The sequence below is a fragment of the Prevotella fusca JCM 17724 genome, from assembly GCF_001262015.1.
Classification (GTDB): domain Bacteria; phylum Bacteroidota; class Bacteroidia; order Bacteroidales; family Bacteroidaceae; genus Prevotella; species Prevotella fusca.
This window is the reverse complement of the sequence record NZ_CP012075.1, coordinates 123,029-149,405: the sequence shown is the minus strand read 5'-3', so window position 1 is coordinate 149,405 and position 26,377 is coordinate 123,029. Positions and strand designations below refer to the sequence as shown.

Genomic DNA, 26,377 nt, shown 5'->3' with positions numbered 1-26,377 from the left:
CTTAAAGTTTTACGTTGATACTAAAGCCCAACGAGCGTTGGCTGGGCTGCATGAAATAATCAAAGCCTTGATAGTAAATATCCGTGGAAGGTGTTGCTTCAGGGTCGAAAGGTGCCTTACAGTACAACATCAGCAGGTTTCTCGCTGTCAGAGCCAACGACACCTTTGCCCCACGAATCAACTTATCGAACGTGTAACCAAGGTAAAGCTCCCTTATTCTGGCATTTGATGCTTTATAAACATACTCATCCCAGATTGGAGTCTCACCTCCCACGACCGAATAAAACTTCTCCGTCGAGAGCAACTGCTCACCTATCTTAACTCCACCTCTATCCCGCAGCTCCGCTGTTTTCTTAGATACGCCGTACGAATCCATGAAAGCCTGTGTCTGCGACACACAGACTCCACCCAAACGGGCTGTAATCAGCATGCCGAACTCCATTCCCTTCCACGACAGCTTACTGCTCAATCCAAGGTGTGCCTTAGGCAACACCGAGCCGACCAGCTTAGGTGAAGGCAATTCCATCTGCATCACCTGCCCGTCTGAATTAAGCTGGATGTTTCCCTGTGCATCCCGCTTATAATCAGTAAATGTATATAGGTCGCCCATCGTGCCGCCTTGTGTCAGTATCACTTCGCAACCATTCAATCCGCCTTGTCGCAAGGTTTCATCAGGATTATCAAGCAATCTGACAATACGGTTACGGTTCATACTGTAATTCATATCCACCGCCCAGCGCAGACTGTTCCATTTCTTATTGTAGCCGACACCCAGTTCCAAGCCCCTGTTCCGCACGTTTCCCGCCTGGATATACTCCCGGTTATAAGCACCACCCAAGGTTATCTGGCGAAGAAAAGTCTGGTTCTTCGTATCCGATTGGTAGAGCGTGAATTTCACTGACACTGCTTCCTTGAACAGATTAGCCGTCATACCCGCTTCCCACGAGTTTGTCCGTTCAGGATAGAAGTTCTTTGGAAACTTATAGGTCACTGTGTGGTAAGTTCCCGTAGAGGGGATATACTCGTAGCGTGAAGTGGAAGAGATGTTAGCTGGTATGGCTGACCCTACAGATGCCCATGACATTCGGAACTTCAGAAAGTCGATGAATTCCGGCAGCTTGAACTGCCTTGAGAGAATGGTCGACAAGCCTACAGAAGGATAGAAGAAGGACTGCTGGGCAGTGTTGCTGAGAGCTGAATCCCAGTCATTTCGGCCTGTCACCGTCAGATAAATGCGTTCACGCCAGCCCATTTCCACACTTCCAAAAAGCGAATTGATGGCATGACGTGTAATATCGAAGATTGGACGGTTATCTCCCGACACCTTACTGTAGTCGATTGCATTCGGTGTAAAGATATTTGATGGTGCCTTCAAACCACCTTGAAAACCAGCCACATCATACGATGTTTTTGAGAATGCCGCCCCAACATTCGCTTCAAGTGAGAAGTTCTCCCAACGTCTGGAAATGTCAGCCATGAAGTCAGCATAGAGAGAACGGTCGTTCACCTTGCAATAACCATAATATCCGTAAGGTGAATGGGTAAAGATGTCGAGCGTGGAAGCATAGCGTTTGTCCTCCAGCTTATTCACAGCCTCATCCCACCGGAGACGTCCTTCAAGTGCCAACCAGTTTGTAAGATTATACTTCACACCGAGGTCTGTAAGGTATCTGTTGCGCTTTGTCGTCTTGACCATACGGTTAGCCACCCAATAAGGGTTCTGCATCTTCAGGTCGTCACCATACTTCCAGTTCTGCAGACTTATCCCTCGTGACACATCATAAGTCTCAAACTCCTTGATTGCCTCAAAACTCTCACCACGCGGAAAAAGGTAGACTGATGTCAGGGGATTGAAGTATTGTCCCTGTGCCAACATGTTCCTGTCATTCTCCCTTACGAACTTAAAAGAAAAAGTAAGCCTCAGCTTGTCCTGCAAGGTTGAAAAAACATTCTTGAACGTAAGATTATAACGCTGGAAATCATTGTTAGGAATAATGCCGCTCACGGTTGAAGAACCCAGAGAAAGATATACCTGGTTGCGCTCAGTACCCGTTGTCAGCGTGGCATTGTTGGTAAAGTTTACCCCCGTACGGAAGAATTCATCGGGCGTGTAGCCGCCAGAGCCATGCGTATTCTTTGCTCCCCACGACTTCATCTCGTTGATGCGGTTGCCATACCTGCTCTGAAACTCGGGCAAGACAAAGGGCGACAGGAACTGGGTGCTTGAGGATAATTCCACTGACATCTTCCCCACTCTTCCCGACTTCGTCTTTATCATCACAGCACCCTGTGCGGCAGCAGATCCATAAAGGGCTGCGGCAGCGGCACCACTGAGCACGGAAACACTCTCCACATCATCCGGGTTAATATCTGAAATACCCTCCGTACCGGGCTGCTGGGAGTATATACCACTTTTCACATCATCATTGCTACGGTTATTGACAGGGATACCGTCAATGACATAAAGTGGCTGATTGCTCTGCGCCAACGACTTCGGACCACGCATCACAACACGCGCTGCACCACCCATTCCGGCTGCCGATTCATTGACAGAGACGCCAGCCAGCTTTCCTCCCAAGGCATTGATAAGATTGGTTGTCTTCACAGTATTCACTTCATCCCCATCCATCTGCTTGACATTATAGTTCAAGGCTCTACGTGAACGGCTTATACCCAAAGCCGTCACAAAGACATCTCCTAACTCGAAGAGATTTTCCTTCAACACAAACAGCTGGTTATGCCGGCTCTCGATACGCTTCTCGACAGAATTATAACCTATACAGGAGACTATCAGCAACGGATTGGGATTCTCAGTTTTCAGCACAAACTTACCTTCAAGGTCAGCAACAGCATGCGCCTTTGAAGCCCCCTTTACCATGACCGTTGCACCAATGAGCGGATTGCCTGCCACGTCCTGTATCTGCCCATTGAAAGTATAGAGCACAGGCGTTTTGCGTGTTCCGTCCTTACGTTGCGGATGGTCAGAAGCCGGAGCATTGGCTTCCCCACCTGCTACAGGCTGCTTTTCCTTCTTCAGATAGATGATATTGTCAATTATCTTATACGTTATTCCCGTGTTCTCAAAGAGCCTGTCCAGAACGAAATCAATCGGCAGATTGCGCATGGAAACAGCATTGACCAGTTCTTTTCCAAGTTCGTCATTGTAAAAAAAGCGATATTTAGTCTTCGATTTTATGCGTTGTATGACCGTCTTCAGTTCTGTCTGATTCGTCGTCAGCGACACCTGCGCAGAAGCAGTCTGTACACCTATCAACAACAGGAAGGCACACAGACATAATCTAAGGGTAAAATATACTTTCGGACTATCAGCTTTACTCATATTCCATTTCAACAGGTATTATCTTTATAACACGCTGACGACACATAAAAACAGGTATTCAGAATTAACCGCATACATGTTTTTTTATGTTTTATTCCTTGCTTTACCAATATCCCCAGGTCTGTTCTTTGTCAATCCGGCAACTCTCATCAATCGTGTAGCCTGCTACATTCCTTACTTCAAGCTGGCAGACTGAATGGAAAACAGACTTAAATATACTGGCAATTAATTATGAACATCTACTTAAAACTTTATTTTTACAAAGATAGTCAATTTTCTTTATATAAGAGGTAGAACACATCCATTTCACATAAATTAACCACTAAAGCCCCTTTAGCAAGTATAAAAAAGTGTATCTTTGTCACATAAAGATTAAAATTCTTCTGCTGACACCATGCCAGATGCCAATCTGCAGGTACTGATAGAACCATAATCGGCAGGAACAAGAAATCAACGATGACATTACCAGAACAAAGGTTCAGACAGATATTCAGGGCATTATACCCCTCTCTTTCCTTCTATGCCGCACGCCTTGTACACGACGACGAGGCGGAAGACATCGTGCAGGAAGCCTTCATGGAACTTTGGAAACACAAGGAAGACGTTGAAGACGAAAACCACATCAAGGCTTTCCTCTATCGCATCGTCTATACCCGTGCACTCAATGTCATCAAGCACCGTACAGTGGTCAGCAACCATGCCGAAAGCGTGAAGAAGGTTACTCAGTTCAAGCTGGACTACTATAACCCCGAGGCTAACGATGTAATGGGTTATATTGAAGGACTGGAGATGCGCAAGCAAATCAATGATGCCATCGGAGAACTTCCTACCAAATGCCGTGAAGTATTCATCCTCAGCTATCAGCACGACAAGAAGAACAAGGAGATTGCCGAACAGTTAGGCATCTCAATACGCACTGTAGAAGTGCATCTTTACAAGGCTTTGAAGTCTTTAAGACTAAAACTGAAACGCCACGCATAAGACTTTCCCTAACGAGGACTGAACTGCTGCAAAGCCAGTTTGCCCTGTCGCCGTTGCCTGAAACGGATACGGAACGGGCAAAAACCGTAACGCTGACATTTGGGTTTCCTGACTTTTGTAATAAAAACTCACCTGACAGAAATCCAACAGATGCTTACTTGCGTCCCTTTCAAGCCCTGATTGGCATCGAACTAAGCCTTAATTGAACGCCAACTAAGGCTTAATTCAAGCCCAATTAAGCTGCTTTTCTTGTACAACCATATAATCACCTGATTGAAAGACTGTTACAAACCTTGTCACGAAAGCATTTTCATGCTGTTTACAAGACTATTAAGCCCCTCTTGTTTGTAAATATATTTCACGAGAAGGCTATGTGACTGAACAACTGTAAACCCTATATAATAACAATTTTCATCGTGTTTTTCTATACCATTGACTATGGCAACACGCTGTCACAACGCTGAAAAAACAACGACAGACAAAGCATGCTGTAGTGACGGATCTACACGGTTATAACATTTTTTATTAATCATCATTACGTAAAAAGAGCTGTTGGGTTGTTATAAAGAATATCATCTGATAAATTGATATTGATTAAAAAGCATAATTAAAGACCGCAGTTGAAGCAAAACAGAATGAGCGATATAAATAATAAGATTACCAAAGACTATCTCACTGGCAAGGCAACAGACAGAGAGATGGAGCAGCTGGCAGAATGGCTCGCACACTCGGAGGAGAATCGCAAGGACTTCTTCGGGATGGAACTGGCTTACCACCTGGGAAAGCCTAACCCACTTGCCACATCTGAAAAGATTGAGGAAGCAGAAGCCAGACTCTTCAATCAGATTGACGCTTACGAGAAACAGAAGAGAAGTAAAGGCACATTCCACTTCCTACGCTATGCCGCAGCCATTCTGATGGCTGTACTGATGATTGGAGGAGGGCTCTTTGCCTATCTTTACCGTTCTGAAAAAACCATCACTGTTGCCGCTCTGAATGAAATAAAAAAAGTCACATTACCTGACCAGTCCACTGTCTGGCTGAACAAGGGAGCGACCATCAGCTACGCAGACAACTTTGAAGGAGATGAGAGAAAGGTCAACTTGAAGGGCGAGGCACTGTTTCATGTGACCAAGAATGCAGAAAAGCCATTCATTGTAAACAGTGACGGCGCATCAGCAAAGGTATTAGGAACAACCTTCAACTTCAACGGACAGAGTGCCGAAGGACGTGAAGTCATCAGCCTGATAGAAGGAAAACTGGAAGTGACAGGGCTCAACGGACAGGGAAAGGTTATCCTTCATCCCAACCAGAAGGCTACCGTAAGCAAAGACTCAAAGTCCATCAAGACCGAGAATGAGTATGCAGCTGTCGATGCTGTGTGGCGTGACAACATGATACCGTTCAACAATATGCAGGTCAAAGAGATTGCACACATTCTGGAGCAGCTCTATGATTATAAGATCATCGTTGATTCCAAATTAGACAACAAGAAGACTTATACGGGTGTAATCAAGAAGAACAAGGATATAAGAAACGTATTGGACGGACTCTCTTATACCATTTCTTTCCATTACACTATCAACAACAAGGAGATAACCCTCTCAGAATAACAAGCTGGGAGAGTTATCTTCTCTATTGTGAATTAGCAAGGTCGCTTTCGGACAACTTCATTACCTAACATAGACATGAGAAAACTTTACGCGCTTCTTTTAGGAGCACTTACCCCCTTGTGTTCATTTGCACAGACGCCTACCCCTGAGTGGCAGAGTCAGTACACCACAGGTTTGAACAAGATTGAGCCGCATGCTTATGTCCTGCCTTACAGCTCGGTTGATAAGCTACAACAGCCCGGAGGCTATGAGCAGTCGGACTATTACATGACACTCAACGGCAAATGGAAATTCCACTGGACCAAGAATCCTGACAACAGACCAAAAAACTTCTTCCAGACTGACTTTGCCGTACAGGGATGGAACGAAATCAACGTGCCAGGAAACTGGGAACGTCAGGGCTATGGTCTGCCTATCTATGTCAACGAAACCTACGAGTTTGATGACAAACTCTTCCAATTCAAGAAGAATCCTCCCCTTGTTCCATACGCAGAGAACGAAGTGGGATCTTACCGCCGCACCTTTACTGTGCCTTCAACATGGAAGGGTCGACGCATAGTTCTTTGCTGCGAGGGTGTCAAGTCGTTCTTCTATCTGTGGATAAACGGAACCTACATTGGCTATAATATGGGTGCAAAGATGCCTTCAGAGTGGGACATCACGAAGTATCTGAACGATGGTGAGAACACTATCGCTATGGAAGTCTACCGCTGGGCAGCTGGCTCTTACCTCGAGTGTCAGGACTATTGGCGCATAAGTGGTATTGAGCAGGACGTTTACCTCTACTCTACCCCGACGCAGTATATTGCTGATTACAACGTTGCAGCAGGTGTTGACAAGCAAGCTAACGGCTCTTTCAGTGGAAATTTCAGCCTTACTACAAATATTAAAGGTGCAGGAAATGGTACTGTAAGCTATGTTCTGACCGATGCAAAGGGCAATACTGTCCTCTCTGAGGATAAGTCCGTCAGCGAAAAGGGTAATGACGAGCTGATAAATTTCACCACAAAGACCGTACAGAACGTCGCTGCGTGGAGTGCCGAACACCCTAACCTCTACACGCTCCTCATCACACTGAAGGACAAGAACGGCAACGTTACTGAGCAGACTGGCAGCAAGGTGGGCTTCAGAACCATAGAAATAAAGGACAAACAGCTCTGCGTGAACGGTACACCTATCCTCGTGAAGGGTGTCAACAGACATGAACATTCAGAGCTCGGACGCACCGTGAGCAAGGAACTCATGGAACAGGACATCCGACTGATGAAGCAGAACAACATCAACCTTGTGCGTTGTTCTCACTATCCTAACGACTCTTACTGGTACCAGCTGTGCGACAAATACGGCTTGTATGTCATTGACGAGGCTAACATTGAGTCTCACGGAATGGGCTATGGCAAAGAGTCTTTAGCAAAGGACAGTACCTGGCTGGCTGCACACATGGACAGAACACGCCGCATGTATGAACGTTCAAAGGACCACCCGAGCATCATTATCTGGTCGCTGGGCAATGAAGCAGGCAACGGCGTGAACTTCGAACACACCTACCGATGGCTGAAGAACGCCGACAAGACACGTCTTATCCAATATGAACGTGCCGAGGAAAACTTCAATACCGACATCTATTGTCCTATGTATCAGTCCCTCGACCACATGAAGAAATACGCAAAGCGAACCGATACAACACGCCCTTACATCATGTGTGAGTATCTTCACGCTATGGGTAACAGCTGTGGCGGCATGAAGGACTACTGGGACCTGATTGAATCAGAGTCAATCTTGCAGGGTGGAAGCATCTGGGACTGGGTTGACCAGTCGTTCCGAGAGATTGACAGGAACGGCAACTGGTACTGGAGTTACGGTGGTGATTACGGTCCTAAGGATGTGCCAAGTTTCGACAACTTCTGCTGTAACGGTCTGATTGCAGCCGACCGCACCCCCCACCCGCATCTTGCAGAGGTGAAGAAAATCTACCAGAACATCAAGTCTGAACTGGTTTCAACCGAGAAGGAAATATCTGTAAAGGTAAAGAACTGGTTTGATTTCACCAATCTGAACGCTTACCAGCTCAACTGGCAGATTATTGACGAGAACGGAAAGACCGTCTTAGAGGGAACGCAGCACGTAGACTGCGCTCCACACGAGACAACAACAATCATCCTCCCATCCGTTTCAGCTGGTACACAGAAGGAACTCTACCTCAACCTTACATGGCGTCCTGTCAACGATGCGCTGATTCTTACGAAGAATGACGTTGTTGCATATGACCAGTTTGTACTGGAGAGGGCAGTCGACTGTACCACCTTCCTCCCACGTGAGAAGCAGCGCATCAGCTACAAGGTGAATGAGAATACCGGCGAACTGACCTCTCTGAAGAACGGGAGTCAGGAGTTCCTCGATGCTCCGCTGAGCCTGAGCCTCTACCGCCCTGCAACCGACAACGATGGACGTGACCAGTTCGGTGTAAGAGTATGGCGCAAGGATGGGCTCGATTCTATCAGTCAGAAAGTTACGAAGATTACCCGCAACAAGGAAGTAACACGTGCCGAGACAGAGGTAATTGGCAAGAAAGGCAACGTGATTGGAAAGGCTGTCTTCACCTATCAGCCACTGAAGAACGGTGCACTGGCAGTGAAGGTAGACTTCACACCTGATACAGCTGCCATCAAGTCGCTTGCCCGCCTTGGTCTTACTTTCCGTGTAAAGGACTCGTTTGACAAGGTTGAATACAACGGTCGTGGTGATGTTGAGACCTATAACGACCGCACACAGGCTGGTCTGATTGGACGCTACAAGACTACAGCTGAGGCGATGTTCCACTATTATGTGAAGCCACAGGCAACGGGCAACCGTACAGACGTGCGCTGGATGTCACTCTCTGACACACGTAACAGCCTCATGGTAGCAGCAAAGCGTCCGTTCCAGTTCTCTGTAACGCCATTCTCTGACAGCGTCATCGACCGCGCAACCCATATCAATCAGCTGTCACGTGACGGTATGCTTACCGTACATCTGGATGCTGCACAGAACGGTGTTGGTACTGCCACCTGTGGTCCTGGCGTTGCAGAGAAGTACCGTGTAGCTGTCAAACCTACCAACTTCGAGTTTGTACTCTATCCAGCTTTGGCCAAATAAACGCAGACAGCAAACAAATATAACAAAGCCCTGTTCCCTTTGCCTTCTATCTCCAAGGCCGAAAGGAACAGGGCTTTTTGCGTTCAATAAAATTCAAAGTTAATTTTCGCAAGACAATGAAAGGGGCTATTCCTATGCCTGTTATCGGTTCGGACAACAAGGTATATGCTTCGCACTAATCTCCTCCGCAACTCAATACAGACAGGAATACGTCTGGAGAAAGGCATACCAAAACGAAAAAATAAGGTTCATCCGTTAAATGCGTGGACACTTTTCGTATAGCTTTAACGGAAGAACCGGAGTTATTTGTTAAATAAAAACACAGCCAAGACTGTCTTGGCCACCTGATTTATTATCATCCTCCTATGCAGAAAACCTTTTCATGTCAACACTTTGAAAAGGCAGACAACGGATTGAAAAATCATGACATAATTTCGGGTAAAACACCTACAGACAAAGGCAAAAATACGTATAAAAAGCAAGTTTGCAACCAACAGAAAATCAGTTGGTTATAAAGTCATGCAAGAAAAGGTGCTTAATTGGACTTCAAAAGGGCGTCTATTGCAGGTCAATTGGGCGTCTTTTCAAAGCCAAAAGACCATGTGTTAGCTTTGAACTGCATGAAAATAGTTTACAAACGTTGGGTGATATGGGAATAAGTTGTTTGTAGAAAACGGAAAGACATAGTATCTGTTTGCCTTTTCTGCATTTTTATCTTGTGCTTTATTCCTTTTTGTGAGACCGTCCGACCTTGGACAGTCATACCATGCAGGTGTATAAGCCTCTGTTTTGTTTCCAATCTACGCATTTAACGGAAGAACCAAAGATAAGGCTACCTTACCCCACAATCTCGTCATATTGCCGCAGCTGAATATACACAGCCATCAAATTATCTTCATGAAAAAAGAATTTTTTTTCACGTAAATAATTTGCGACTATTCCACTAAAGAACTTCTAAAGTTGTCAGAACCCAATAAAAAACGGCAAGCATCACAGCTGTAACAACAATACGGAAGATGCAACCCGTTATCTTCTTGATAAGAATAAAACCGATTACAATAACTGCAAGCAGAGGTATTATATACTGTAGGTTGTCCATAGGAATTGTTCTATTACTTGAATAAATGTCTGAAATTTGTTGGAACAGGGGTCTCGAATTCCATACGCTGATGTGTCACGGGATGATAGAAACAGAGCACATAGGCATGCAGACAAAGACGGTGCAGAGGGTCGTCGCCGTTACCATACTTTATATCACCACAGACAGGATGCCCCATATCCGCAGAATGAACACGAATCTGGTTCTTGCGCCCTGTCTCCAAACGGTACTCCACAAGACTGTGCGAAACCGTACGGTCGAGCACACGGAAATGCGTAACAGCATATCTTCCTCCGTTATCCACAGGCGAACTGTAGGTAACGTATGACTTGTTGTCCTTCAGCCAGTTGGCTATCGTTCCCTCGTCATCTTCCATCTCACCGCTTACCACAGCCACATAACGGCGGTCGTAGACTATATTGTGCCAGTCACGCTCCAGCAACTGTTCGGTCTGCATATCCTTGGCATAAATCATCAGTCCCGACGTGTCACGGTCAAGACGATGCACGACATGTGCCGTACACTTCTGCCTTGTCTTATGGAAATAATCATCCAGGACTTTCTTCACATTCGGCGAAGTGTGACCGGCAGCCATTGAAAGGATGCCGACATTCTTCTCTACCACAACCAGGAACCTGTCTTCATAGACTATCTTCACGTAACGGCTATGGAACTGGTCGTTCTTCTTGCTCTTGCTGACTGACACCTTGTCACCCGCCTTCAGCTGATAGTCGAACTGCGTAACACACTTGCTGTTAACTTTAATGCCACGGTTCTGTAACGTTGCCTTCACCTTACTCTTGCTCTCTTTCAGATTAGCCAACAGCCACTCAAGCAACGAAGCCGGCTCCGCCACCCGATAATGCTTGTATTTCTCCTCTTTATATGGGTTCTTTCTTATCATGCTGCAAAAGTACAAAGAATAAATAGAATGGCAGATTGTTTTAAGACAAAAAAGGTAACTATTCAGCAGTAAGTGATATACCCTTATTATTATTTCTGAATTTTTTATAATAGACTTACAACAAGTCAGGATGAAGTGTGCTTATTTCTAATATATGTGAGATCTCTTTCACACCTTTACACCTAATGAAAGAGCAAGTTACGGACATGTCAATAGTACTGCAGGGTATGAAAGCAAAGATGTGGTTGACACATGATACCATCAACGAGCAGTATGCTGAGATTGCCAGACTGAACCGTAACATAGAATGTTCAAATCGCCAGATTCATAAGAAAGACAAGAGTATCGCCAAGTTGACAGAGCGTCTGTCCAAATACGAGAAGCAGGGAAAGAGCCCAGGCAGCAGCACGCCGTCAGGCAAAGAGAGCATGAAAGACGAGATTGTCAGAAGAACGAAAACTCTTCGCAAACTAAGTGGCAGAAAGTCGGGCGGTCAGGAAGGACATAATGGGCACAAACTGTCCTGCAACTCTTCGCCTGATGAGGTTGTTGACAATACGCCTGACCACTGCACTGATTATGGCGAGCTGCTTGCAGATGCGGAGCGTGTGCTTGACTATGTGACGCAAGCGGTCTCGACCCCGGAGCAGAAAGTGATAATCAAGGAAATACACCACTATGTAATTGTATTCAAGAATTGTGATGAACGTAGAATACGCAAGCTGAAAATCAAACAGAAGAATTCTTGAGCATTCCGCACTAATTTAGGAGCAGACGCATTTCTGGAATTACATTAAATCCTTGAACCTGACAGGAAACGCAATCGACCCCGTTTAATGCAATTCAAGTCTTGTTTGAGGCTTGAAATTTTATCATACACATATCGTTAAATAGTTACACATGGAACATTGAATGTTAAAAAAATATATTTATACCAGACCTTTTGCTTCTTACAATTAAAAAACACATACCTTTGTAGACAGAAAATTAAATTAACTAAAAAATGAGATGTTGGCAAACAAATAAATATATTCAATATTGCTTTATAAACTTAACTTAAATAAGGATGAGGATTAAGATATTCTTGATTTTCCTGCTTTTTAAACAGATTGTGTGTGATTTCTCTATCATACTTTACCAATATGAAGGTACACATAGCTAAAGCTCCTTATGATTTTCTGCGTAAAAATACATGTTTCTCCATAAACATAGAGGATGAAAAAACATCTTACGTTTATCTGATTAAGAATATTCACAAATTATATAAATATCATTTATTATTTACTCTAAAAAATGTTGAAAATGAATCGAACAAAATTAAAGAAACAGGTATATACCTGCCCCATGGTAGAAAACATCCATGTAGAAGTTGAGAGTTTGATGGTAGAAGCCAGTGGAGATCATGAACACATCGGACAAGGTGGTACATTCGGCGATGCCAAACAGGATTTTTTCTCCAATGACGAAGACAATCAACCTTGGAGCGCAGATACTCCCCAAAAGTAGTAATTATCAAAAATTTAGGTGTTAAATGAAAACAAGAAATCTATTTTTTAAGACAGCTATTCTGGTTGCAGCTATCACAATGGTAGGATGTACCAACGACGATGCAGTACAAGGGGATAAAAAAGACGGGGGAAATGGCGCAGCCACGAAAGTGACATTCATAAGTGAGGATGTACTGCCAACACGTGCTAATTCTCCAGCAAGTCGCACTTTCCTTACCCATGCCATTGGGAAAGGCGCAACCCCTTATTGGTCTACAGGAGACAAAATATGGGCAAAAGACATGCGCGGCAATTGGCAAGAGAGCTCGGAAGGAAAACTTAACAAAGACAAGACTCGTGGTCTTTTTTCTATTATCGGATCTTTCAAGAATGACTGTGAAATACATTACACAGGTGCTAATAGCGCATCAGGTACAGAAGTGACTATTAGCTCTGACCAGAAGCAGGAAAAGCCTAACGACTTCACCCATGCCGGCACGTCTGGTGACTGTGGAAGTGCCATAGCTTCAGGTAATGGCAACCAGTTGAAATTCAGACTTAAACACAAAGCATCCTATCTTTGCTTCCAACCACGAACATCAAATAAATATGTAAAGAACAGTAGGTTGTTTAAGATTGAAGTCATATCAGAGGATGAAATTGCTGGTACCTACGATTTTGCTAATGGAACGCTTTCGCCTTCTCCAAAATTTGGCGGTTCCAAAAAGATCACGCTTACCTTGGATGGTCGTGACGGTTTTCCTGTAACAAACAGTCAGGCCGATCTTTCTGTAAACGGTTCTTATATTGTCATTGCTCCAGGACAACATTCCCTGACCATACGCTATTGGCTCCGTAATAAAAAAGACATTCCTTTTCCTTATGGAGGACCTGCGCTTGAAGGTACTGTTACCAAGACTGTTAAAGTCAACTGTGAGACTGGTATGATTTATGATATCACTGCTAATCTGGATCCAAAAGACTATAGTTCTAAGTATTATATGTGGGATGCCAGGAATGATCAGGACTACTGGAAAGGTAAAGAAAATTACCAGCCTGCCATTAATGGACAGAGTAATTCATTTTATTACCCACGGAGTGTAACAGACTCTCGTTGGTACAACGAAAAGGCATTCTCTGCAGGAGGGGCTGAACGCAGTTGTATAAATTGTCCAAACGTAAATGAGCTTTCCTGGTATATAACAGGCGGTAATCCCCATTGGGATAATGAAGAGCTTTGGACAGTCATGGGACACATATACGTAGGTGGAATGTGGTTTAAGAAAAAGAATAAGATTAACAGCTTCAGTTCTAATAATTCTTCTGATGGCAATAATTATACGACTAAAGATATATCTTGTAATATTCTTAATCACAATGTCCCTACAGGGCGACCGAGCCGCATTGATGATTATTTCTTCCTTCCTGCTTTGGGAAGTTATGATAATGGAACACTCTCTGGTATCGGAACCTATGGTGCCTATTGGACGAGCACTCCGACTCCAATGAATGGCAATCCAACTGTAGCTACCAGAGGTGCATATTATCTCTATTTCTATCCTGTAGAAGGTCATATGGGCTGTGCTGATGTATATGGAGGTCTTAACCGTTACAAGGGAATGCGTCTGTGGACCGCAGAGTAAAGCAGAGAACTGATGTGGGTGTGTTAAAACTATAATGCACATATCAAAAAGTTATAGATTATAATCATTGGGTATAAAAGTGCCATATCAAACTCTAATTACGAGTTCTGATATGGCTCTTTTCTATTGTTTAGCCTCGTAACATTCAAATCGGCTGTCAGAAAACAATACGATTCATAATGAACGCATTGTAGTCTAACGGCCGATTTGGGTTAAAGGCAAAACGAAAAACAGAATAAGACTCTCAATATGATCTTCGAACGGTAAGTGGAGAGATGATAAGACTCTATATACTTGTCTTTTCTTGTATGGTGAGAGAGTTCATAACCGATTATTTCAAAACAGACTTTCCTGTCACTTCTGTCACACATCATGAACATTTAACTGATTAGCTTACAAGGTGTTTACGCAAAATGTTAAAATGACAGCAAAATGAATTTAAAATAATCGTGTGATAAGTTCAGTGGTTTACGTCTATTCTTTGTAGGCTTTATCAATACAAACGCTGGAAGAACCAATCTTTATACTGTCTTGCTACATCACCAAATCAGAGTGGGAAGTTTTTAGTAAGTAACGTCAGTAGAAGCAAGGATGAGATTTTGTCATGTGAAATAAAAATAGTACCTTTGCAGCCAAATTATTATATAATAAGGTATTAGAAAAAGATGATTACACTTTCAAATCTTGCTATCCAATTCGGCAAGAGAGTTCTCTACAAGGATGTCAATCTGAAGTTTACACCAGGTAATATTTACGGAGTCATAGGTGCCAATGGTGCCGGTAAATCTACCTTGCTCCGTGCCATCTCAGGCGACTTGGAGCCTAACAAGGGAACAGTAGAGCTGGGGTCGGGAGAGCGTCTGTCTGTATTGGAGCAGGACCACTTCAAATATGATGAGTATAAGGTGATGGACACTGTCCTCATGGGACATGAGTCACTTTGGCAGAACATGAAGGAACGTGAGGAACTTTACGCCAAGCCAGAGATGACCGAGGAAGATGGTAACCGTGCTGCTGACCTGGAACTGAAGTTTGCTGAGATGAACGGATGGGAGGCTGAAAGCAATGCTGCACAGCTTCTGCAGAACCTTGGCATCAAGGACGACCTGCACCAGAAGCAGATGTCGCAACTGTCAAACACAGAGAAGGTGCGTGTCATGTTGGCAAAGGCTCTCTTCGGTAAGCCAGAGAACCTTTTGCTTGATGAGCCTACCAACGACCTTGACCTTGAGACCGTTGAGTGGCTGGAGGATTATCTCGGCGAGATTGACGAACACCAGACAGTGTTGGTTGTTTCGCACGACCGTCACTTCCTTGACTCGGTCAGCACACAGACAATTGATATCGACTTCGGCAAGGTAACCGTCTTTGCAGGTAACTACTCATTCTGGTATGAGAGTTCACAGCTGGCATTGCGTCAGGCTCAGAACCAGAAGATGAAGGCAGAAGAGAAGAAGAAACAGCTGGAGGAATTCATCCGCCGTTTCTCTGCCAATGTTGCCAAGAGTAAGCAGACAACATCACGTAAGAAGATGTTGGAGCGTCTGAACGTTGAGGAAATCCGTCCGTCAAGCCGTAAGTATCCGGGCATCATCTTCTCTATGGAGCGTGAGCCGGGCAACCAGATTCTTGAGGTTGAGAACCTGAAGGCTGTTGATTCAGACGGTACTGTACTGTTCGACAACGTGAACTTTAATATCGAAAAGGGACAGAAGGTTGTCTTCCTTTCACGCAATTCAAAGGCTATGACAGCCCTCTTCGAGATTATCAATGGCAATCGTGAGGCTGATGGCGGTACATATAACTGGGGTGTAACCATCACCACAGCTTATCTCCCATTGGATAACACCACATTCTTTGACTGCGATTTGAACCTTGTTGACTGGCTGTCACAGTACGGTCCGGGCAACGAAGTGGCTATGAAAGGCTTTTTGGGGCGTATGTTGTTCAAGCAGGAAGAGGTTGAGAAGAAGGTGAACGTACTCTCTGGAGGTGAGAAGATGCGTTGTATGATTGCCCGTATGCAGCTTCAGAATGCAAACTGTCTGATTCTTGATACCCCTACCAACCACCTCGACCTGGAGAGTATTCAGGCATTCAACAACAATCTGGTTGGCTTCAAGGGTAATATTCTCTTCAGTTCACATGACCACGAGTTCATCAATACCGTTGCTGACCGTATCATCGAATTGACTCCAAATGGTACTATCGACAAGCTGATGAGTTATGATGAGTATATCCATGACGACCAGATAAAGGAGCAGAAAGCAGGAATGTACTAAGCTATTCAAAACATGGCATACAATTTGCAAGTATATGCCATGACAAATAGTACAATTAAGTTATGAGCAAAAAAGAGAAAAATATAAAGGTTGAAGGCGAAGAGCTGGGGTTGAACAACGAAGAGAAAACCCAGAACGAAACTGAAACACAGGCTGAAGAGACGAACGAAGAGGAAGCAACTGTAGAAGAAGTTGACCCGTTGACAGCTGCACAGACAGAAGCAGAGCAGTGGAAGGACAAGTATATCCGTCTGGCAGCTGAGTTTGACAACTACAAGAAGCGTACGCTGAAAGAGAAGTCAGAGCTGATTCTCAATGGAAGCGAGAAGTCTATCTCTGCCATTCTACCTATCCTTGACGACTTCGAGCGTGCTACTGCCGACAAGACAGAAGACCCACAGGCAATCAAAGAGGGTTATGAGCTTATCTTCAAGAAGTTCTTAAAGACCTTGGAAAACCTTGGTGTGAAGAAGATAGAGACCGATGATGCCGATTTCAACGTTGATTATCATGAAGCCATTGCAATGGTTCCAGGTATGGGCGATGACAAGAAAGGCAAGGTCATTGACTGTGTACAGACGGGTTATACGCTCAATGACAAGGTGATACGCCATGCAAAGGTAGCTGTGGGACAATAATTTCATAAGGAAGAATGGCAAAAAGAGATTACTATGAGGTGCTGGGTGTCAGCAAGAATGCCTCTGAAGACGAGATAAAGAAAGCATACAGAAAACTTGCCATCAAGTATCATCCCGACCGCAATCCGGGAGATGATGAAGCCGAGGCTAAGTTTAAGGAAGCTGCTGAAGCCTACGATGTATTGCACGACCCACAGAAGCGTCAGCAGTATGACCAGTTTGGCTTTGATGCTCCTGGTGGTGGCTTTGGTGGTAGCAATCCATTCGGTGGTGGCGGTTTCTCCATGGACGACATCTTCTCTATGTTCGGTGATGTGTTCGGCGGACATGGTGGAAGTTTCGGAGGTTTCGGAGGTGGCAGGCATCAGGCACCCAAGTATCGTGGAACTGACCTTCGATTAAAGGTTCGTCTCTCCTTACAAGAGGTTGCAACAGGCGTTACCAAGAAGTTCAAGGTGCGCAAGGATGTAACCTGCAACCACTGTCATGGCTCTGGTGCAGAGAGTGGAAGCGGCACAGAGACTTGTCAGAACTGTCATGGTTCGGGCGTTGAAATCCGCACACAGCAGAGTATCTTTGGTATGATGCAGACCCAGACAACCTGTCACGTATGTAATGGTGAGGGAACTATCATCAAGAACAAGTGTACTCACTGTCATGGTGAAGGTATTGTAAAGGGCGAGGAAGTTGTTGAAATCAACATTCCGGCTGGTGTAGCTGAAGGTATGGTTGTCAATGTACCTGGTAAAGGTAATGCCGGCAGACACAATGGTGTAGCGGGTAACATACAGGTATATATTGAGGAAGAAAACAACGACACCTTTGTTCGTGATGGTCAGAATGTGATCTATAACCTTCTCCTTGACTTTCCAACAGCTGCATTAGGCGGACAGGTTGAGATTCCTACCATCGACGGCAGTAACGTAAAGATAAAGATTGAACCCGGCACACAGCCCGGCAAGACGCTCCGTCTGCGTGGCAAGGGTCTTCCTGCCGTACAAGGCTATGGCAACGGCACTGGTGATTTAGTGGTTCACATCAGCATTTATGTTCCAAAGGAACTGAATAAGGAAGAAAAGAGAATGATTGAGGAGTTGCGCCAAAGCGAGAACTTCCGTGGTGATAACAGCACTAAGCGTTCTATCTTTGAGAACTTCAAAAAGCTCTTTAGCTAAACAAGTTGACGAGTAAACGAGTTGGACAAGCTGACGAGTTAGAAAAGTTTTATAAATAAGCAATGAGCTTACAAATAGAATTAAGATAATGATTATACGCCCCATTAGACTTCATTGGCTAATGGGGCTAAATCGTTTCCTAACATTTCATCACCACCCATCACCCAACACCCATCACCCAACACCCAACTATGACCTACCAAGAAACAGTAGAATATCTATTCAACAGCACACCCGTCTTTGAACACGTCGGGGCTTCTGCCTACAAAGAAGGACTTGAGACTACAAAGGCATTAGATGAACACTTCGGTCATCCACACACCCACTTCCTTTCTATCCATGTTGCAGGAACCAACGGAAAAGGTTCATGCTCACATACGTTGGCGGCTATCCTCCAAGCTGAAGGATATAAAGTCGGACTCTACACCAGTCCGCACCTCGTTGACTTCCGCGAGCGTATCAAAGTCAACGGAGAAATGATTTCAGAACAGGAGGTTATAGATTTTGTTGAACAAGAACGTGCCTTCTTTGAACCGCTCCACCCTTCTTTCTTTGAACTCACAACAGCATTGGCTTTCAAGTATTTTGCTGAACAAAAGGTTGATATTGCCATCATCGAAGTGGGTTTAGGTGGTAGACTTGATTGCACAAACATCATCACCCCTATCCTATCGATTATCACCAACATATCTCTCGACCACATCCAATTCCTCGGCAACACACTCGGGGCAATCGCAGCAGAGAAGGCTGGTATTATCAAACATGGTGTACCCGTCGTTATTGGTGAGTCAGTGCCTGAAACACAAATTGTCTTCAAGGCAAAAGCACAGAAGGAGGAGTCGCTCATTATCTTTGCAGAAGACATCCCCACAGTACTTTCTTCTCACCCACACCCTGATGGAGGCATTGCTTATCATACTCGTTTCTTCGGCGACATTGTAGGCGAATTGGGCGGTAACTATCAAGAGAAAAACACCAACACTGTGCTCACGGCAGCCATGCAGCTATATAATAAAGGTGTCATCAAGAATACCGACAGCATTGTGAAAGGCTTTGCTAATGTATACAAGGCAACTGGGCTGATGGGGAGATGGCAGAAGCTGCAAGCAAATCCATTGGTTATTTGCGACACAGGTCACAACGCTGGCGGTTGGACCTACCTCTCACAACAAATCAATCGCCAAGCATGTAAACAGAAGCGCATGGTCTTCGGAATGGTAGACGACAAAGACCTGCATGCGGTTATGTCTATGCTCCCCGATGATGCCATCTATTATTGGACACAACCGAGCACACATCGTGCCTTCCCAGCAGAAAAGGTTGCAGAAACAGCCGACGACTACGATTTGCACGGAAAGGTCTATCCAACAGTCCTTGAAGCCTACCGAGCAGCCCTTCAAGATGCCGATAAAGATGATTTCATCTTCGTTGGTGGCTCAAGCTATGTGGTTGCCGACTTGCTAAGTGGGCTTTAACACTTATTTCCCAAACAATAACTTTGTAAAGAAAAATCACAAACCGAATTCTTATTGGTGCTTAATTGCATTCGAATTAAGGCTTAATTGACTTGCAAAAGATGCCCTTTTGAGGTCTTACTAACGCCCTTTTGGAATGCAACCAAGCACCTTTTATTTTACCACCCTTCAACTATCTGATTACTTGACAGTTACAAAGCCCACTTAAATTACTGTTTTTTACCTAAAAAACGAACTTATAAGACTGGCTTTTGTCAGAATATTTCAAACACAAACATTCTAAAAAGGTGTCTATTCAAGCATATTAAGTTTGGGTATTTTTAAAAGCAAACCACAAAAAGGCAAACTAAGACACGCACAACAGAACAACTTGATACAAAAAATATATTAAAAAGAAACAAATAAGAAAAACAAATAATTGAGAGTTTCTTCCTATATTATATATATCTTTGCACAGAAGAACAGAGAACAATATATATCATTACTAAACCTTTCATACATTAATCTTATGAAGCGAATCATATATCTATTCTTATCAGGAATTGTACTATTGACAGCTTGTCAAAACAATCCTTCTAAGCAAACAAATAAAGATGTTCAAAACATCGATAGTACAAAGCAAGAAACAAATATCGACAGCACCCAACAAAATGCTAAGATTGATAGCGTTAAGCAAGTTCTTGCACAAACAACCGACCCTTTGAAGCGTATAAAACTTCATCAGCAAATAATTGACATTAAAATAAAGGATGCATCGCCGGAGGAGCGTTGTCGAATCTTTGATGAATTTAGTGCGCAAGTACAAAAAGAGCTGGACAAGATCAATGAGCGTGAGTTCTATTACACTGAGAACTATTACAGTTTTAGAATAGACAACGATGGTCATGAAATAGAGCCACACGATTCCATCAAAAAGAAGGAGTTATTCTATAAGAAGGCAGGGATAGAAATAAAAGAATTGGGAGAGGGACTCGCAGAATTGACCCTACCAACCAAAATATACACTCAGTATGTCAAACTATTGCCTAAGTACTATCAGGACTACTGGAACCTGATAAAGGATGCTGAGAATATTAGCATAGATGCTGGACTCATAATAACTTGGCGAGAGTTGGGTAATCTGCTTGCTCGACACGAGGCTTACGTAAAGAAATATCCAACACAGAAGGAATTATTCTGTAGACTACGAGATGACTATAAATTCCTCCAGTCTGCCTTTTTGTTTGGCCTTGATAACACTCCTGCTGTGGATACTGATTACGTAGAAAAAGAAGCTAAAGACGAGTGGGAACGATTTATAAAGGCTTATCCTGATAGTCCGACAGCACCTTTTATCAAGAAAATGCTTCAGCTAAAAGAAACACGAAGAGTTAGATCCTATTCAGCGCAAATTAATGAAGTTTCAGGAGAGTTCGAACTATCCTTTGCTTAAAGCATGTTCATCAAAAAACAAAGGCGATTCAAAGGTTCTTTAGGCGAAGACAAAAGCACTGAAGCATGCAGATTGCGCTATTATCAAACACCTATATAATTTATAACTAAGATTTTAGTGTTGAATTGATTTTAACCCTATTCAGTCATTAAAAAATGCCAAAAGCAATATTCTTAATGACAGAATCGGGTTAAAACGCTATTATATTAATTGTTTTTAACACACCATACACTATTATTTTCAAAGTTAAGTTTGCAGTTTTCGTTTATTTTTATTTACTTTGCAACTCTTGAAAAGTAACTAAAAACAGAACATCATGGTAAATGTCGAAGAGACACACTACGTGTGTGGTCTGAAGAAAGAGGACTTCCAGACTACGATAGATGGTAAGAAAACCGATCTCTATGTACTCAGAAATGCCAAGGGCAATGAGGTTGCAGTCACTAATTACGGTGGTGCGATTGTTGCTATCATGGTTCCTGACAAAGAAGGAAACTTGGCAAATGTCATCCAAGGACATGATAATATACAAGAGGTCATCAATTCACCAGAACCTTATCTTTCAACCCTTATTGGCCGTTATGGTAACCGCATTGCCAAAGGACGTTTCCAGTTGAATGGGAAGGAGTACAACCTTGCCATCAACAATGGTCCTAACTCACTGCATGGAGGAAAGAAAGGATTTAATGCAAAGGTATGGGATGCGGTACAGGTAAACGACCACGCTGTTGTATTGAAGTACACATCTTCATACGGAGAGGAAGGCTACACGGGCGAAGTTGACATCTGGGTAGCCTATTCATTCACAGATGATAACGAACTTGTTATCAAGTATTCAGCAAAAACCAACAAGAAGACAATCATCAACCTTACCAGCCATGGCTTCTTCTCACTGGCAGGTATTGCTAATCCAACACCAACGATTGATGACTTGGAGTGTCAGATAAATGCCGATTTCTATCTCCCTATTGACGAGACATCTATCCCGACAGGTGAGATTCTGAAGGTTGCCGGTACGCCATTCGACTTCCGTGAGCCAAAGCCTGTAGGTCAGGACATTGATGCTGACCATGAGCAGATTAAGAATGGTGCTGGTTACGACCATTGCTTCGTTCTGAATAAGAAAGAAGAGGGAGAACTTTCATTCGCTGCACGTATCAAGGAGCCAAAGAGCGGAAGAACAATGGAGGTTTACACCACAGAGCCTGGCGTTCAGGTATATACTGACAACTGGGCTGACGGTTACAAAGGTCAGCACGGTGCAACCTTCCCACGCCGCAGTGCCATCTGCTTTGAAGCACAGCACTTCCCAGACAGTCCGAACCATCCTTACTTCCCTTCAGTTATCCTGGAGCCATGTAAGGAGTACACGCAGAGAACTATCTATAAGTTCGGTGTAGAGAAATAAGAACCTGAATACGAAATAATAAATAAAAACTAAAGCATAACAATGGAAAATCAAACTAACAAGAAAGGAACCTTGGTAGCTATTATTACCATGATGTTCCTGTTTGCTATGATCTCTTTCGTCACCAACATGGCTGCACCTTTCGGTACAATCTGGAAACAGCATTACGAGTGGGCTGGCATGATGGGTAACATGATGAACTTCGCTGCCTATCTGTTCATGGGTATCCCTGCCGGTATGATGATTACAAAGCATGGTTACAAGAAAACTGCTCTTGTTGCTTTAGCACTTGGCTTCATCGGTATTGCCATCCAATATGGTTCAAGTAGAATGGACGGAAACGCTATCAGCACATACGTAGTTTATCTGCTCGGTGCCTTCGTTTGCGGTTTCTGTGTTTGTATCTTGAATACTGTAGTAAACCCAATGCTGAACCTTCTTGGTGGCGGTGGTAACCGTGGTAACCAGCTTATCCAGACTGGTGCATCATTGAACTCACTCGCAGCAACATTGACTCCAATGGTTGCAGGTTCTATGATTGGTGAGATTACAAAGGGAACATCCCTAAAGGCTGTCACCCCACTGCTGCTCATCGCATTGGTTATCTTTGCAGCCTCCTTCGTTATCGTTTGGTTTACACAGTTGACAGAGCCTGAGACAGAGAAGTCTGACGTTATTGGTGGCATCAAAGGCGCTTTAGGATATCGCCAGTTGGTACTTGGTATCATTGCCATCTTCTTCTACGTAGGTGTTGAGGTTGGTATCCCTGGTCAGCTCCTGTTCTACCTCAGTGAGCCAATTGCAGAGGGTGGTGTGCTCGGTAGTGCTGCCATTGCAGGTCTTATTGCTGGTATCTACTGGCTGCTGATGCTTGTTGGTCGCTTCGTAAGTGCCTTCATCAGTGGCAAGGTTTCTTCACGTACACAGCTTACAGTTACTTCGGCTTTAGCTATTGTTCTTCTGCTCGTTGCAATCTTCATGTCTGAAACAAGCAAGATGAGCCTTACAATTCCTAATATTGCTGAGAGTACATGGATTGAGGCAGAAGTTCCAACAAAGGTGTTGTTCATCATCCTTTGCGGTATCTGTACATCAGTAATGTGGGGTGTTATCTTCAACCTCGCAACAGAAGGTCTCGGCAAGTACACAGCAACAGCTTCTGGTCTGTTCATGACCATGGTTGTCGGCGGTGGTGTAATGCCATTAATCCAGAACCTCATGGCTACCAAGATTGGCGACATCAACAGCTATTGGCTCATTGTCGGCATGCTCGCATACATGCTCTTCTACGCTTTGATTGGTTCACATCCTTCAAAAAAGGCTTAAAAAAAACTTATAATGGCAGGCATTATGCTTGCCATTATACTGAAATATATCAATAATACCCTAACAATCATTTAAAACATTACTAACATGGACATAGAATTCGTAAGAAGTCGTTTCATCAAACATTTCGACGGCAAGACCGGAAACATTTATTTCTCACCAGGACGTATCAACCTCATCGGCGAACACACCGACTATAACGGTGGTTTCGTATTCCCAGGTGCAGTGGACAAAGGCATCATGGCTGAGGTTCGTCCAAACGGTACAAACACCATAATGTGCTATTCTATCGACCTCAAGGACCGTGTAGAGTTCAAGGTTGACGACCCAGAGGGACCACGCGCAACATGGGCACGTTTCATCTATGGTATGGTACAGGAGTTCAAGGCTCTCGGTGTTGACGTAAAGGGTTTCAACATTGCCTTTGCAGGTGATGTGCCTCTCGGAGCAGGTATGAGCTCTTCCGCTGCTATGGAGAGTTGCTTCGGATGTGCGTTGAACGACTTGTTCGCTGACAATAAGATTTCAAAGTGGGACATCGCACTCGCAGGTCAGGCTACAGAGCACAAGTATATCGGTGTGAACTGTGGTATCATGGACCAGTTTGCAAGTGTCTTCGGACAGGAAGGCAAGCTGATGCGTCTTGACTGCCGCAGCCGAGAGTTCGAGTACTTCCCATTCAACCCACAGGGTTACAAGCTCGTTCTTGTAAACTCAAAGGTTAAGCACGAACTCGTTGGTAGCCCATACAACGACCGCCGCAGAAGCTGTGAGAATGTTGTTGCTGCAATGTGCAAGCACTTCCCAGAAAAGAAGTTCGAGACACTGCGTGATGCTAACTGGGACGAACTGGAGGCTGTCAAAGCAGAGGTGAGTGCTGAAGATTACCAGCGTGCACACTTCGTACTGGGTGAGAAGGAACGTGTACTCGCTGTCTGCGACGCACTCCTTGCTGGTGACTATGAGACAGTAGGTCAGAAGATGTATGAGACACATCACGGTCTTAGCAAGGAGTATGAGGTAAGCTGCGAAGAGCTTGACTTCCTCAACGACGTTGCTAAGGAGAATGGCGTGACTGGCTCTCGTATCATGGGCGGCGGCTTTGGCGGTTGCACTATCAACCTTGTCAAGGATGAACTGTATGACAAATTCATTGCAGATGCAACTGAGAAGTTCAATGCAAAGTATGGTCATGCACCAGAAGTTTATCCAGTGGTTATCAGTGAAGGTTCCCACAAGGTTTGCTAAAGATACCATGACATCTGGTTTAAGGTGTCATCATCTGCAAGGATATACGTAATTTAGCATAAGGGCTGGGTTCTTCACATGGGATTCAGCCCTTTCAGCCAATAAGGTCAACAAGTCCAACCAAGCCACTCGGGCATATACGTGACCAACCTTTCAAACCTTTTACTCCAAAAACAAACGGATTACTACTACTTATTCACCAAAGAAATAACCATACATTTACATCTCTAATCAAAAACCCTATAACATGAATAAATACTATAAAGGAGAACCTAAACTGCTGGTATCGGTGGACTGCATCGTACTGGGTTTTGAAAACAAGAAACTTCAGCTACTTGTCGGTAAACGAAAAGTTGAGCCGTACAGCGGTAAACTGTCACTTTATGGCGGTTTCGTAAGAGAAAACGAAAGCCTGAAGGAAGCTGCAAACCGCGTCTTGTATCAGTGTACAGGCATCAACGACATTTACATGCGACAGGTGGGAGCATTCGGTGAAACCGACCGTGACCCGGGCGACCGTGTCATTTCTATTGCTTACTGTGCACTCATCAATGTTTCTGATTATGACCATCAACTACTGGAAGAGAACGACCTTCAATGGGTTGACATCGACAAGTTGCCGGAACTGTACGGTGACCATATCGCTATGGTACAGATGGCTTTGAGCCAACTACGTAAGCTCCTTCACAAAGATCCCATCAGCTTCAATCTTCTCCCGGACCTCTTTACTCTCACACAACTTCAACATGTCCATGAGGCTATCTTAGGAACAGAGATTGACAAGCGAAACTTCCGCAAGCGTATTAAGCAGATTGACTTCATTGAGAAAACGAACTTCATTGATAAGATTACAAGCAAACGTGGCGCAGCCTTGTATCGCATCAACAAGCAGGCATACATGGACGCAACGCTATAATCCATAAAACTGTGTTCAGGCTTCAGGAAGCAGCCGTGCAGAAATCCACATCACACTGACAAGTAGCAGGAATCTATCTATGAAACGGATGCAAAACACAACCCTCTCCTACATTACACGGCATTAAATTTACACTGCCAACATAAAAGTGCAAGCTGGAGTTATTACCACAGCAGGTAGTGCATAGCAGCAAACTAACTGTCTGTCAAACACAAACTACAAGGAGATACTATTTCGCATCCATAAAACAACAATTGAAATGGGAACGTATCACC

The 26,377-nt window shown here is 44.1% G+C and carries 17 protein-coding genes; 15 read left to right on the top strand and 2 right to left on the bottom strand.

The window, feature by feature from the left end; all coding sequences use genetic code 11:
- Position 1: 1 nt before the first annotated feature.
- Complete coding sequence (locus ADJ77_RS07925; protein WP_050696517.1) at positions 2-3,340, bottom strand: SusC/RagA family TonB-linked outer membrane protein; 3,339 nt, start codon at positions 3,338-3,340, stop codon at positions 2-4.
- A 456-nt stretch (positions 3,341-3,796) separates the two neighbouring features.
- Between ADJ77_RS07925 and ADJ77_RS07920 the strand changes: the two genes are divergently transcribed.
- The 3 genes from ADJ77_RS07920 to ADJ77_RS07910 all read left to right on the top strand — a co-directional run bounded on the left by ADJ77_RS07920 (position 3,797) and on the right by ADJ77_RS07910 (position 9,069).
- Entirely contained in the window at positions 3,797-4,321 is a 525-nt protein-coding gene (locus ADJ77_RS07920) for an RNA polymerase sigma-70 factor (protein ID WP_025077418.1), read from the top strand.
- A gap of 635 nt (positions 4,322-4,956) precedes the next feature.
- Positions 4,957-5,934, top strand: coding sequence for a FecR family protein (locus ADJ77_RS07915; protein WP_025077417.1), 978 nt, complete (start codon positions 4,957-4,959; stop codon positions 5,932-5,934).
- A gap of 75 nt (positions 5,935-6,009) precedes the next feature.
- The gene (locus ADJ77_RS07910) at positions 6,010-9,069 is read left to right on the top strand and encodes a glycoside hydrolase family 2 TIM barrel-domain containing protein (protein ID WP_050696257.1); all 3,060 of its coding nucleotides are present in this window, start codon (positions 6,010-6,012) and stop codon (positions 9,067-9,069) included.
- Positions 9,070-10,181: 1,112 nt separating this feature from the next.
- Here ADJ77_RS07910 and ADJ77_RS07905 read toward each other — a convergent pair.
- Entirely contained in the window at positions 10,182-11,072 is an 891-nt protein-coding gene (locus ADJ77_RS07905; RefSeq protein ID WP_025077416.1) for an RluA family pseudouridine synthase, read from the bottom strand.
- Positions 11,073-11,278: 206 nt separating this feature from the next.
- Between ADJ77_RS07905 and ADJ77_RS14070 the strand changes: the two genes are divergently transcribed.
- The 12 genes from ADJ77_RS14070 to ADJ77_RS07845 all read left to right on the top strand — a co-directional run bounded on the left by ADJ77_RS14070 (position 11,279) and on the right by ADJ77_RS07845 (position 26,102).
- Positions 11,279-11,821, top strand: coding sequence for a hypothetical protein (locus tag ADJ77_RS14070; RefSeq protein ID WP_208595992.1), 543 nt, complete (start codon positions 11,279-11,281; stop codon positions 11,819-11,821).
- A 553-nt stretch (positions 11,822-12,374) separates the two neighbouring features.
- The gene (locus ADJ77_RS07895; protein WP_025077414.1) at positions 12,375-12,578 is read left to right on the top strand and encodes a hypothetical protein; all 204 of its coding nucleotides are present in this window, start codon (positions 12,375-12,377) and stop codon (positions 12,576-12,578) included.
- Positions 12,579-12,603: 25 nt separating this feature from the next.
- Positions 12,604-14,202: a hypothetical protein gene (locus ADJ77_RS07890; protein ID WP_025077413.1), complete on the top strand. Its 1,599-nt coding sequence runs from the start codon at positions 12,604-12,606 to the stop codon at positions 14,200-14,202.
- A gap of 665 nt (positions 14,203-14,867) precedes the next feature.
- Positions 14,868-16,484 carry an ABC-F family ATP-binding cassette domain-containing protein gene (locus ADJ77_RS07885; protein ID WP_025077412.1) on the top strand — a complete coding sequence of 539 codons (1,617 nt, stop codon included), beginning with the start codon at positions 14,868-14,870 and terminating at the stop codon, positions 16,482-16,484.
- A gap of 62 nt (positions 16,485-16,546) precedes the next feature.
- Positions 16,547-17,122, top strand: a complete 576-nt coding sequence (locus ADJ77_RS07880; protein ID WP_050696255.1) for a nucleotide exchange factor GrpE — start codon at positions 16,547-16,549, stop codon at positions 17,120-17,122.
- Positions 17,123-17,136: 14 nt separating this feature from the next.
- Positions 17,137-18,297, top strand: coding sequence for a molecular chaperone DnaJ (gene dnaJ / locus ADJ77_RS07875; protein WP_050696254.1), 1,161 nt, complete (start codon positions 17,137-17,139; stop codon positions 18,295-18,297).
- Between the two features lie 191 nt (positions 18,298-18,488).
- Complete coding sequence (locus ADJ77_RS07870) at positions 18,489-19,772, top strand: bifunctional folylpolyglutamate synthase/dihydrofolate synthase (protein WP_050696253.1); 1,284 nt, start codon at positions 18,489-18,491, stop codon at positions 19,770-19,772.
- A 508-nt stretch (positions 19,773-20,280) separates the two neighbouring features.
- The gene (locus ADJ77_RS07865; protein ID WP_050696252.1) at positions 20,281-21,204 is read left to right on the top strand and encodes a hypothetical protein; all 924 of its coding nucleotides are present in this window, start codon (positions 20,281-20,283) and stop codon (positions 21,202-21,204) included.
- 316 nt (positions 21,205-21,520) lie between these two features.
- Positions 21,521-22,612 (top strand): aldose epimerase family protein, encoded by a 1,092-nt coding sequence (locus tag ADJ77_RS07860; RefSeq protein WP_025077411.1) that lies wholly within the window; start codon positions 21,521-21,523, stop codon positions 22,610-22,612.
- Between the two features lie 42 nt (positions 22,613-22,654).
- Complete coding sequence (locus ADJ77_RS07855; protein ID WP_025077410.1) at positions 22,655-23,938, top strand: MFS transporter; 1,284 nt, start codon at positions 22,655-22,657, stop codon at positions 23,936-23,938.
- A gap of 87 nt (positions 23,939-24,025) precedes the next feature.
- Positions 24,026-25,186 carry a galactokinase gene (galK, locus tag ADJ77_RS07850; protein WP_025077409.1) on the top strand — a complete coding sequence of 387 codons (1,161 nt, stop codon included), beginning with the start codon at positions 24,026-24,028 and terminating at the stop codon, positions 25,184-25,186.
- Positions 25,187-25,433: 247 nt separating this feature from the next.
- On the top strand, positions 25,434-26,102 hold the full coding sequence (locus ADJ77_RS07845; RefSeq protein ID WP_025077408.1) for an NUDIX hydrolase: 669 nt from the start codon (positions 25,434-25,436) through the stop codon (positions 26,100-26,102).
- The last annotated feature ends 275 nt before the right edge of the window (positions 26,103-26,377 follow it).